Origin of the sequence: Pseudomonas neuropathica (assembly GCF_015461835.1) — a bacterium.
Classification (GTDB): Bacteria; Pseudomonadota; Gammaproteobacteria; order Pseudomonadales; family Pseudomonadaceae; genus Aquipseudomonas; species Aquipseudomonas neuropathica.
Map to the genome: position 1 here is coordinate 194,981 of NZ_JACOPX010000001.1, position 12,139 is coordinate 207,119.

At 60.3% G+C, this 12,139-nt stretch carries 8 protein-coding genes and 1 riboswitch; of the genes, 6 read left to right on the plus strand and 2 right to left on the minus strand.

Features of this window, described 5'->3' with window-relative positions; genetic code table 11:
• Positions 1–152 precede the first annotated feature (152 nt).
• Positions 153–4,001 (minus strand): cobaltochelatase subunit CobN, encoded by a 3,849-nt coding sequence (gene cobN / locus H8F23_RS00845; protein ID WP_194933071.1) that lies wholly within the window; start codon positions 3,999–4,001, stop codon positions 153–155.
• Positions 4,002–4,004: 3 nt separating this feature from the next.
• Complete coding sequence (cobW, locus tag H8F23_RS00850) at positions 4,005–5,078, minus strand: cobalamin biosynthesis protein CobW (RefSeq protein ID WP_093430911.1); 1,074 nt, start codon at positions 5,076–5,078, stop codon at positions 4,005–4,007.
• A 99-nt stretch (positions 5,079–5,177) separates the two neighbouring features.
• Positions 5,178–5,389, minus strand: a riboswitch (cobalamin riboswitch).
• A 484-nt stretch (positions 5,390–5,873) separates the two neighbouring features.
• On the opposite strand from cobW, the gene H8F23_RS00855 reads away from it, so the two are divergent.
• The 6 genes from H8F23_RS00855 to H8F23_RS00880 are packed head-to-tail and all read left to right on the plus strand — an operon-like array spanning position 5,874 to position 12,133.
• Positions 5,874–6,521, plus strand: coding sequence for a 2OG-Fe dioxygenase family protein (locus H8F23_RS00855; protein WP_194933073.1), 648 nt, complete (start codon positions 5,874–5,876; stop codon positions 6,519–6,521).
• On the plus strand, positions 6,521–7,798 hold the full coding sequence (locus H8F23_RS00860; protein ID WP_194933074.1) for a hypothetical protein: 1,278 nt from the start codon (positions 6,521–6,523) through the stop codon (positions 7,796–7,798). The genes H8F23_RS00855 and H8F23_RS00860 overlap by 1 nt, the downstream gene beginning before the upstream one ends.
• A complete protein-coding gene (locus tag H8F23_RS00865) occupies positions 7,798–10,218 on the plus strand; it encodes an ATP-grasp domain-containing protein (RefSeq protein WP_194933075.1) in 2,421 nt (806 codons plus the stop codon). Before H8F23_RS00860 ends, H8F23_RS00865 begins: the two co-directional genes overlap by 1 nt.
• Entirely contained in the window at positions 10,215–11,132 is a 918-nt protein-coding gene (locus H8F23_RS00870; protein WP_194933076.1) for a sugar phosphate isomerase/epimerase family protein, read from the plus strand. Before H8F23_RS00865 ends, H8F23_RS00870 begins: the two co-directional genes overlap by 4 nt.
• Positions 11,122–11,814, plus strand: coding sequence for an AzlC family ABC transporter permease (locus H8F23_RS00875; protein WP_093430896.1), 693 nt, complete (start codon positions 11,122–11,124; stop codon positions 11,812–11,814). The genes H8F23_RS00870 and H8F23_RS00875 overlap by 11 nt, the downstream gene beginning before the upstream one ends.
• Entirely contained in the window at positions 11,807–12,133 is a 327-nt protein-coding gene (locus H8F23_RS00880) for a hypothetical protein (RefSeq protein WP_194933077.1), read from the plus strand. The genes H8F23_RS00875 and H8F23_RS00880 overlap by 8 nt, the downstream gene beginning before the upstream one ends.
• Positions 12,134–12,139 lie beyond the last annotated feature (6 nt).

Below are 12,139 nucleotides of genomic sequence, written 5' to 3' on the forward strand. Positions count from 1 at the left end.
TAGCCCTCTCCCGGAGGGAGAGGGAACTGACCGAGGTGTTCTGGCGAGTTACGCCGACCTGATATATCGAGCCGAACTCAAGTTTTGACAGCAACAGAGATCGGCCCCCTCTCCCTCCGGAGATGGCTGGGGTGAGGGTAGCTTTTGAGCGGCTACATATCTTCCTCAATATCCAACAGCAGATTCTCCAGCGCCTCTTTATAAGCCCCCGGCTCCTGCCACATCCCGCGCTGCTGCGCCTCCAGCATGCGCTCGGTCATATCGCGCAGCGCATGCGGATTATGCTCTCGCACAAAATCCCGCGTCGCCGGATCGAGCAAGTAGGCATCCGCCAACAACGCGTACTGGTGGTCATCGATCAACTGCGTCGTTGCATCGAACGCGAACAGGTTATCAACCGTCGCGGCCATTTCGAACGCGCCTTTATAGCCGTGGCGCTTGACCCCGTCGATCCATTTCGGATTGGCCGCTCGCGAGCGGATCACCCGGTTCAGCTCTTCTTTCAAGGTGCGAATCTTCGGCAGATCAGGCTGGCTGTGATCGCCGTGATAACTCGCCGCCGCTTCACCGCGCAGGCTTTCCACCGCTGCGAGCATGCCGCCCTGGAACTGGTAGTAATCATTGGAATCGAGCAGGTCGTGCTCGCGGTTGTCCTGATTCTGCAGCACCGCTTGTACCTGACTCAGGCGCTGAACGAATTGCTCGCGCGCAGCGGTGCCTTCGTCGGCACCGCCGTAAGCATAAGCGCCCCAGTTCAGATAAACCTCAGCGAGATCTTCACGGCTCTGCCACAAGCGACCGTCGATGGCGCCCTGCACGCCTGCGCCGTACGCGCCGGGTTTGGCGCCGAAGATCCGCCATCCGGCCTGACGCCGCGCGGTGTCCTCATCGAGGCCCGATTGCCGCAGCGCCTCGCGCTCGGCACGCACCTTCGCGGCCAACGGGTTGAGATCATCCGGCTCGTCCAGCGCGGCTACCGCTTGCACGGCAGCGTCGAACAGGCGAATCAGGTTGGCGAAGGCATCGCGGAAAAACCCGGAGACTCGCAGCGTGACATCGACGCGCGGACGGTCGAGCAGGCTCAGCGGCAGAATCTCGAAATCATCAACGCGCTGACTGCCGGTGGCCCACACCGGACGCACGCCCATCAGTGCCATGGCCTGGGCGATGTCGTCGCCACCGGTGCGCATGGTCGCGGTGCCCCACACGGATAATCCGAGCTGGCGCAGGTGATCGCCGTGGTCTTGCAGGTGCCGTTCCAGAATCAATGTCGCCGACTGGAAACCGATGCGCCACGCGGTGGTGGTCGGCAGGTTGCGCACATCGACCGAGTAGAAGTTGCGGCCGGTGGGCAGCACGTCAAGGCGACCACGGCTGGGGGCACCGCTGGGGCCGGCGGGGACGAAGCGACCGCTGAGGGCGTCGAGCAGGCCGCGCATTTCGGCGGGGCCGCAGGCATCGAGGCGTGGGGCGACGACTTCGCGCAGGGACTGGATGATCGCATTTACATCAGACCACCCCGATCCCTGTGGGAGCGAGCTTGCTCGCGAAAGCTGTATGTCAGTGAATGAAGTGTTGGCTGATACGACGCCTTCGCGAGCAAGCTCGCTCCCACATGGATCGTGCAGGGCTTGGGAGATCAGTTGGGTGGCAAACAGTTCGAGGCGTTCGCGGGTATCGCCGGCGCTACGCCAGACTTCATCGCTTTGCGATTGCAGCTCTGGCGGGCGAGGACCGGTCCATGGATCGGCCAGCGCGCAATCGAGCGGGTCGAAACCGAGTTCGAATGCTTTGGCCAGTGCTCTCAGCAGACTCGACTGTGCGCCTTTCCCGTCTCCGCGCGGAATCCGTAGCAGCGCCAGCAACGTATCGATCCGCAGACGCCCCGTCGGCGATTCACCAAAAATGTGCAAACCATCGCGAATCTGCGATTCCTTCAAATCACACAAATACGTATCCAGGCGCGGCAACCAGATCGCCGCGTCAGCATCACTGTCCAGCGCCGCATCGAGTTGCAGTTCGCGGTCGATCTGCGTCTCGCGGACCAATAGCAGAATGTCGCGCTGCAGTTCACGGGCGCGGCGCGGATCAAGCAGCTGCGCTTCGTAATACTCGTCGGCCAGCAGCTCCAGATTGCGCAACGGGCCGTAGGTTTCGGCACGGGTCAGCGGCGGCATCAGATGATCGATAATCACCGCTTGCGTGCGCCGTTTGGCCTGCGCGCCCTCGCCCGGATCGTTGACGATAAACGGATAGATATTCGGCAGCGGCCCGAGCAACGCATCCGGCCAGCAATTCTCCGAAAGACCGACGCCTTTGCCCGGCAGCCATTCGAGGTTGCCGTGTTTGCCAACGTGGATCACGCCGTGGGCGCCGTAGGTGTTGCGCAACCAGAAATAGAACGCCAGATAAGCGTGCGGCGGCACCAGATCAGGGTCGTGATAGACCGCACTCGGGTCAACCTGATAACCGCGCGCCGGCTGAATACCGACAAACGTCAGGCCGAAGCGCAGACCGGCAATCATCATGCGACCGTCGCGGCACATCGGATCGTTTTGCGGCGCGCCCCAGCGTTCGATCACAGCGCTGCGATTGGCCTCGGGCAGCGCGTTGAACATCGTCAGATAAGCGTCCATCGCCAGGCTTTGCTGGCACGGACGCAGATCAATAGTGTCGAGATCGTTGCTGACGCCACCGAGCAATTGCTCGATCAACTCGGTGCCGCTATTCGGCAGTTCAGCGGTGAGCGGATATCCCTCAGCCTGCAATGCACGCAGGATGTTCAGCGCCGCCGCCGGCGTGTCGAGACCGACACCGTTGCCGATGCGCCCATCACGGGTCGGATAGTTGGCGAGGATCAATGCGATGCGTTTTTCGCCATTCGGCACCCGCGCCAGATCAATCCAGCGCCGCGCCAGTTCAGCGACAAAATCCATGCGCTCAGGTTGCGCGCGGTAGCAGACGACATCGGACTGACTGCGCTCACTGCGCCAGGCCAGATCCTTGAAACTGATCGGCCGGCTGATGATGCGCCCGTCGAGTTCCGGCAAGGCAATGTGCATGGCCAGATCCCGTGGCCCCAGGCCTTGCTCGCTGTCGCGCCAGCCGGGCTCGTTGTCCTGCGCACAGATTGCCTGGATCACTGGGATATTGCGGCGAAACGGTCGCAGATGCGGCGCTTCCGGACTGGATTGAGCGAAACCGGTGGTGTTGAGAATCACCCCGGCCTCGACCTCGTCCAGCCAGTCCTCGACCACCGTCAGACAGCCTGGTTCTTTCAGACTGGCCACCGCGATCGGCAGCGGATTCAGCCCCGCCGCTTGCAAGCGCTGGCAGAACACATCGATGAACGCGGTGTTCGCCGCTTGTAGATGCGAGCGGTAAAACAGCACCGCCGCGACCGGTTGCTCAGGCAGCCATTCGGCCTGCCAGTCACTCAGTGCAGCGGTGTTTTTAGTCGGGTGGTAAATCGCCGTGCGTGGCAGGGTTTGCGGCTCGTCCCACGAGTAATCACGGGCGAGCCAACGGTTGGCCATGCAGCGGAAGAAATCCAGTGCATTGCCCAGCCCGCCCTGACGCAGGAATTGCCAGAGGCGATCACGATCCACAGCGTTGACGGTGCTCAGGTCGCTGAGTTCCGGATCAGGACGGTCATCGCCCGGCACCAGAATCACCTGCACACCGCGCTCGGACAGTTCGATCAGACGCTCGACGCCGTAGCGCCAATAGGCGATGCCGCCGTGCAGCGAGATCAGGATCACCTTGGCGTGGCGCAGCACTTCATCGACGTACAGATCGACCGAAGCGTGATTCTGCACCTGCATCGGGTTGGCCAGACGCAGGCTCGGGTAATCTTCCGGCAACTGCTGCGCGGCTTCGGCGAGCAGCGCGAGACTGGAGTCGCCGCTGCACAGGATCACCAGCTCGGCGGGGGTTTGGCCAAGGTCGGCAATGTTGTCATCCGAGACGAAACCGCCGGGCTGAGTCCTGAGCAGGTGCATGGCTTAAACGCTGAGCGCAGCGCGCAGTTGCGCTTCGAGTTGCGCGGCGTCGAGTTCCTGACCGATCAACACCAGCCGCGTGACGCGCGCTTCATCAGCACCCCACTGGCGGTCGAAATGTTTGTCGAAACGCGTGCCCACGCCCTGGATCAACAAGCGCATCGGCTTGTTCGGAATGGCGGCGAAACCTTTGACGCGCAGGATACCGTGCTTGACCACCAGTTGCGTCAGGGCGTCGAGCAACAGGCTTTCGTCGGCTTGTGGCAGTTCGATGGAGATCGAATCGAAAGCGTCGTGATCGTGGTCATCGTGGTCGTCATCGCCTTCACCGTGGTGGTGATCATGATGGCTGTGGCGGCTGTCGATGTGTTCCTCGGAGCCGGCGCCGAGGCCAATCAGTACGTCCAGCGGCAGACGGCCGTTGCTGGCTTCGATGATTTTCACTGCTGGCGGCAGCTCTTCGGCGACTTCAGCGCGGACACGAGCGAGGTCTTCCGCGCTGGTCTGGTCGGCCTTGTTAAGGATCACCAGGTCGGCGCTGGCCAGTTGATCGGCGAACAGTTCGTGCAGTGGCGATTCGTGGTCGAGGTTCGGGTCGAGTTTGCGCTGCGCATCAACCTGATCCGGGAACGCGGCGAAAGTGCCAGCGGCGACGGCCGGGCTGTCGACCACGGTGATCACCGCGTCAACGGTGCAGGCGCTACGGATTTCCGGCCACTGGAAGGCTTGCACCAGCGGTTTTGGCAGAGCCAGGCCCGAGGTTTCAATAAGGATATGGTCAAGATCACCGCGACGGGCAACCAGTTCACGCATGACCGGGAAGAACTCTTCCTGGACGGTGCAGCACAGGCAGCCGTTGGCCAGCTCGTAAACGCGGCCGGTGGCTTCTTCTTCGGTGCAACCGATGGTGCATTGCTTGAGGATTTCACCGTCAATGCCCAACTCGCCAAACTCGTTGACGATCACCGCAATGCGACGGCCCTGCGCGTTGTCGAGCATGTGGCGCAGCAGCGTGGTCTTGCCCGAGCCGAGGAAGCCGGTGACGATGGTGACGGGGAGTTTGGCCAGTGTTTTCATCGGTATGCCCTTTGGCAAGCGGCGGGCATACGGGACGAGAACCGACAACGCGCGTGCGCGCCGGAAGCGTTCGCCACCGGATCACCCCGCCCGGTTGTAGTGAGAATCTGTGACGAGGCAGGTCTCCTGGCTGACGGTGTTCAGGCGCTGGGCCTGGCGTTTGCTGCGCCTTCCCGCTGGCTCATCGATTGAGCTGGCAGTGGCGTGGCAGCGAACATCACCGTTCACAGTTGCGGGGGCAGCCGCGGCATTGACCGCGTTCCCTTCTTAGCTTCAGCAAGCGCCGAAGAACCTCGAAAGCGCAAGGCTACGCATGCACGGCAGGCGGGTCAACGCCTGGATCATTGTGGTTATAAGGGCAGCAACTTTTTCATCTAATGATCGCGAACACTTCTCACTTAAAAAGTAGTTGTAAGTTATGTCTTACATGCTCTATCCGTTACATAAAAAAACCACCACCGAGTTAAACCCTGAAATAGAGCGGCTGCGCGCATTCGATTACATATATTTACAAAAACCCAATTGATAAATAAATACAAGATATGAACGATGAGTTCGCACAAGGACTATGAGTCTCTCAAGAAAGGATTTCTTGCATGGCTGATTATTATCAGTATTTGATTCTGCCTGTTTCTTTCCTGCACCCATGGGTATCCACAACATGAGTGCCGGTAACGCGTTACGGCTTTCAAGTGATGCCGGACTACGTTACGGCTTTCAAGTGATGCCGGACTAAAGGAACTTTCCGAACTACTGCGCAATTGCCACTATGCGCACAGTGTTCACTATCCAGCATTGGATGTTGCGCTGCTGGGACGCGAAGCATGCCGGACATTCGATGCGACCTGGGAGCATTTGCATACCGATGCGTACCTCAGCGCAGAGAACGGTCTTCGCGAACGACGCATCTGCAAGTTCCAGTATCGCCAACGGGAACGCCAGTGGACGGCGCTGCAAGACTGCCACTTTTTTCAAGCCGAGACCGACAACCCGCTGTTGGGCGGGGTGCAGCGCACCTACACCCGCTGCGAGGCGACGTTCATTGACTCCCCGATTCTGCAGACACTGCTGGCCGCCGACCTGGCACTGATGGACATGGCGCTGGGCCCGCGCGACTGGCTCGTGACCTGCCATCAGTTCCGTATCCTCTGCGATCAAGGCAATGCTGGCCAGGCCACCCCTGAGGGCCGACACCGCGACGGGCACGATTTTGTCTTTCAACACCTGATTCAACGTCAGCATGTCATCGGTGGCGAAAGCCGGATATTTGATGAAGAAGGTCGCCAAGTATTCAGTGCAACTTTGACTGACTATCTGGAAACCGTCGTCTTGAATGACCGAATACTTCTACATGAAGTTTCCCCACTGCAAACATCGAGCATTAATTCGGATCGCGGCAGTCGCGATATGTTGATTATCGACTTCGACCTGGCGGACTACTAATGAATCATTCGACTCATGCACTTTCAGTCAGTACCCCCCTCGCGCACAACTTCATCATTGAACAGTTTCAACAGGCGTGCGCACGAAGAACTTCCACACTATCGCTGACCGCCAATGAAAACATATTGTCCGAGACTGCACGCGCGCTAGGACAGAATCGTCATTACGAGCGTTACTTGTTCAATGCACAGGCCATTGACGGTCAATGCTATGCCGCCGAATTCAATGGTATGCAGGTCGAACACTTCCCCGAAGTCGAAACATTAAAGGTTTTGGCGACCCAAGCCGTGCAGGCAATGTTCAACGCGCCGTTCGTCGAATACCGCGTGCTCTCCGGCGTGCACTGCACGCTGAGCGTGCTGGCCGCCCTGACCGAGCCGGGCGACTGCGTATTATCACTGGCGCCCGAAAGCGGCGGGCATTTCGCAACCGGGCCTCTGGTGCAGAAGATGGGCCGGCACAGCGTCTTTTTGAAACTGACGGCTGACGGACAAATTGATCTCGGGGATGTTGATCGGCAACTCCAGGCGTGCGGTGTACAACCGGCAGCCGTACTGCTCGACCATGGTCTGACCACACGGGCAATCGCCCTTAAACCACTGCGCGCGCTGCTGAACCGCCGGGGCTTTGAGCGGACACTGATCATCTACGATGCGTCGCACACTCTGGGCCTCATCGCCGGGAAGGCCTTTCCCAACCCGCTTGACGAGGGGGCGGATATTCTTCAAGGCAACACCCACAAATCCCTGGCAGGTCCGCACCGGGCACTGATCGTCTGCCGGCGTGCCGATCTGGCCCAGCGGATCGAGCAAACGCTCAGCGGTGCGCTGGTGTCCTCGCCCAATCTGCCCGGTCTGCTGCAACTGTTCGTCAGCCTGCTGGAAACCCAGCGCTACGGCCAGGCCTACGCCCAACGCATGTGCGTCAATACTCGCCAGTTGCACGACGCACTCGCCGACCTGCCGGGCTGGACGCTGCACCCCTCCGACACGCACCTGCTGTTGCTCGAAGGCGAACTGGCCCGGCAAGCGGCGCAGCAGCTCAATGAACTGGGGATCCGGATCAACAATAAACAGATCAATGGCCGCGACTGCCTGCGCTTCGGTCTGCAGGAAATCACTCGTCTGGGCATCAGCAGCGAAGACCTGGATGCCTTGGCGCACATCATTCGCAATGTCTTGAGCGGTGGCGCCAACGGCGTGGACCGGATTCGTCTGGCTCACATTTGCCAGCGCCTGAACCGGGTCCACTACAGCTTCGATCAGGAGGTTGACTAATGAATGCAGCGGCCTGCCTGATCATCGGCAATATTCGTGACGGAGAATACGAGGGCCTGATTGCCGAGGGCATCACCCCTTTGCTGATTGCCGATAGTCGCAAAACCAGCAAGATCGCCGATGCGAAACAGATCTCGCCGGTGGCGCTGTACGATTTTTCCAGAGGGCTGACCCCGGATCTGATCCAGCTGACGCAAGAGTTGCTGGACGAGCACGGCTTCACCAGTGTCCTGAATTTCCGTGAAGGCTATGTCGCGATCACGGGGCGGCTGTGTGCGGCGCTGCCGGCGCTGGCCCACCTGCACCGTAACGTGGAAAACACGCTGGACAAGGTACTGCAACGCCAATGCTTCCAACAGTCGCGCAACCTGGATCTGCACGTGGTCTCTCGCCAGGTTCGTATCGACGACCTGCTGGCGCGCCCGGGCGAGCTGCCCTACCCGTTCATCCTGAAGCCAGCAAAACTTTACAGCAGCCTGTTCGTACGCTGCATCGACGATCGGCAGGATCTGCTCGACTACGCCCGTCATGAATGGCCGGCGCTGCAGCGCTATGTGGCGGGCAAAAGCCGCGAAACCGATCAACTGCTGCTGGAGGAATTTCTCCAGGGTTCCAACCATTCCATCGATTGCACGATTGCCGCCGACGGCACGATCAGCAGTTTTCCGATCGTCGATGTGATTGCCGGCGTCGATATCGATCGCGGCGACTTTCACCATTTCGCCCGCTACACGCCGTCGCTGCTGGAGCCCGACGCAGCGCTGAAGGAGCGTTGCCATCGTCTGGCCCATGACGCCGTGAAAGCGTTAGCGCTCAAAGGCACGTTTGCCCATGTCGAGTTCATTCTCACCCCCCGCGGGCCAAGAGTTCTCGAAGTCGGCGCACGCCCCGGCGGCAGCCGGACTCATGTGATTCGTCAAGCCTGGGGGCTGGCGCTGGATGTCTGCTACCACCGCGCGCTGTCCGCCGAACCTCTGCCCAGCGCCAGCGAAGCGCCGGATGCGTTCGGCATCGCCACCCCTTTCGCCCGCACAGACCGGCTCTATGACGGACTGCACGGCGCCGACCGGATCTGCCGCTTGCCAGGCTTCCAGCGTTGGTACGCCTACGTCACTCCGGGCGAAGCCATCGGGCCGGTCAGCAACGGTTTTCAGAACTACCTGTACATCGAGTTCAGGCAACCCGACACCGCCCGCCTGCGACAATCCTTGCTCGCCGTCAGCGACATTGATGTCTATGGCGAGCAGCCCACGGCGGCGAACACCAAACACATTCTGCTAATCGGCGGGCGTGATTCGGGACTGGATTGGGATACTGCGCGGCAGTTTCGATTTACTCTCGTCCAGCAACCCGGCGAGTTATCTGACTATCAGCGCGAGCGCACAACGCTAGTGCTGACGCCTGACATCGCCGATCTGCCGGCCTACAGCACGATCGTAGAACGGCTGCACCGGCAATCGCCATTCGATGCCGTGGTTTCGTTTTCGGAACTGGGCCTGCTGCCCGCGTCACGCTTGGGCGAACGTCTGGGCATCGTCCACAACAACCTGCGCAGTGTGGAAGTCAGTCGCGACAAGCTGCTGTTTCGCCAATTGCTCAAAGGCAGTCGCTACGAGTTGCCCACTGCCGCTATCAACCATGGTGCCGAAGCTCGCGCTTTCGTACTGCGCCATGGCCCGGCTATCGTCAAACCCGTCAACGGTTCGGGCAGCCAGGGCGTCTATGCCATAGACAGGCCCGTGGATGTCGAACACCTCTCGCTGGAGGGAAACAATCTGATCGAGGCCTTCGCCAGCGGCGACGAATACAGCGTTGAATCCCTCAGCCTGGATGGCCAGCACCGGATTCTCGGCATCACGCGCAAATACACCAGCGGTGCCCCCGGTTATGTCGAAACCGGGCATGACTTTCCTGCCGGGCTCGACGAGAAAACCGCCGCGCAGATCGAAGAAGCGGTGCTGTGGCTGCTCGGGCTAATGGGCAACCGCTGGGGCCCTGCCCACACGGAAATCAAGCTGGACGGTTCACGCCTGCAATTCATCGAAACCCAAACCCGCTTCGGCGGTGACCAGATCTGGGAAATGGTCTGGAAAACCACGGGGGTGCATTTGGCAGCCAGCACCATCGCCGCGATGGCCGGCACGTCACTGCCGACGCCCGAGAAAACCTACGCCAAAATGGCGATCCGCTACATCGAGGCGGCCCCGACCGCCGATCCGCAACAGCTCCAGGCACGCCTGCTGCAACACCCGTTTGCATTACGCGTGAACCTCAACCCCGACAAGTTCGGCCAGAGCATCAGCCGTTCCGCAGACCGCCACGGCTATACGCTGCTGGGCTGCAGCGACGCCGACGACCCGGCGGACTTCAACGCCGCGATCACCCACCCAGAGTTCACTACGCAAGGACCAGCGCAATGACCCGTAAAGACCCGCTATATCACATCGAAGGCCCGATCAGCGCTCACTTCCCGATGATCTCCTTTTCCACCAATGTCTACGACAACCCTGCAGACATCCTGGGTTCGATCACCGATCTGGCCAGACATTTCCAAGCGGTCGAGTTCGAGATCGGCGAAGACGCCGAAAAAACCTTCTGGTCGTTGAGCGCCGAAGACCGGTCTGAGCTTGCCGGGAAAATCCGCAGCTTCGCCGAACACAATGGCATTACGCTGACCGTCCACGCCGGATGGTGGGGTCGCCAGTACAACCTGTGTTCCCCGGATTTGACCGAACGTGCCCAAGCGGTGGACTGCCTGAGTGCCGCCGTGGAGTTTTCCCACGAGGCCGGCGCCACCAGCGTCACTTTTCATCCCGGCTACAAAGATCAACTGGAAAACGACGAACTGCTGGACAACCTGATAGTAGCGATCAACGAGGTGACCAAGCGCTGCAACACCGATGGCATCGCCCTGTGCCTGGAGAACATGGGCGGTCAGCGGCCGAAATTCCCGGTCTTCACCGTCGAGGAACACCTGCGCTTTCACAAGGAAACCGGATGCTTCGTGACCATCGACGTGACGCATCTGTGCTCACTGCTGCCGTATGGTGAAAGCCTGTTCAAAGCCATTGCCGATCTGGCGCCGGTTACCCGGCATCTGCACATTGCCGACCTCAACAACACCCACCATCAACATCTGCCGATTGGCGAAGGCAACTTGCGCCTGAGCGATGTGCTCAATCGCTTCGCGGTCAACGGCTATCGGGGTGTGGCCGTGGTGGAAGAGTTCATTCCGCGCTTCTCCACCGAGTACTACCTGGAAAAAGCCCTGGCCTACAAGAACGGCGTAGAGCAATTGCTGGCCGGCTCGCGGCACAGCACTCATGCTGGTTGAGTCGAACCTGGCAAAACCGGCGTCGCGCAGCGAGATCGCGACCGGTATCCGCGATGCGCTACCGTTCGTATTCTCGCTGCTGCTGACCTTCACCCTGATCGGCATGCTCGGGCGCCGCCATGGTCTGGATCTTCCGGCCATGGTGGTTTTCAGCGGTACGGTAATGGCCTCGCCGTTGCAACTGACGCTGCTGGAAACCCCCGCACACCTGCTTAACGCCTTTGGCGTGCTGGTCTCGGCGCTGAGTATCAACTTGCGTTTTCTGGTCTTCACACTGAGCCTGAAATCCAGCCTCCAGGGCCCGGTCAAAGCGTTCGTCCCCGCCCTGGCGGTGATGGCAAATGCGGCTTTCACGTTGATGTCGATCCGCAAGGATCAGCAACCGATCAGCCGCCCGTATGCCAACACCGTGTGCTTTCTGCTGTACGCCGCCGCCCTGCTTGGCACCGTGGTCGGGTATTGCTTCGCCAGCGTGGCCGACAACGCAGTGATGGATCACGTCAGTGTGGTGATCGCGATTTTCATCAGCGCTTCGCTTGGCAAGATGGCCCGCGACCGTCACAGCTTCCATGCGCAATGGATTGCCGGCCTGGCCACCGCCGCGAGCTTGCTGTGGCTGGGCGAGGTCAGCTTGCTGCTGGTGCTAGCCATCACCGTTCTGACGAGCTATGTCTATGATTGAACCTGGTACTTTCTGGCTGTACGTACTGATTTGCGCGCTGGTTTCGATCGCCTGCCGCTTGCTACCGCTGGCCGTCGATGTCGAACGGCTTTCGGCAACTGCCCGCGCTTTCATCGATCGTCTGGGAAAATACACATCGGTGGCGATGCTCGTCAGCCTGCTGGCGGTCTCACTCTATCCTTTGGCCAGCCAGCACCTGGCGGCCATGCCATGGATCCTGCCGGTGGCGTTGGCGTGGCTGCTGAGCCTGACGCGAATCAAATCCTATTATGCGTTCCTGATGGCGCTGGGGGTGTACGTCCTGCTGATCATGCGCTAGGCGCCG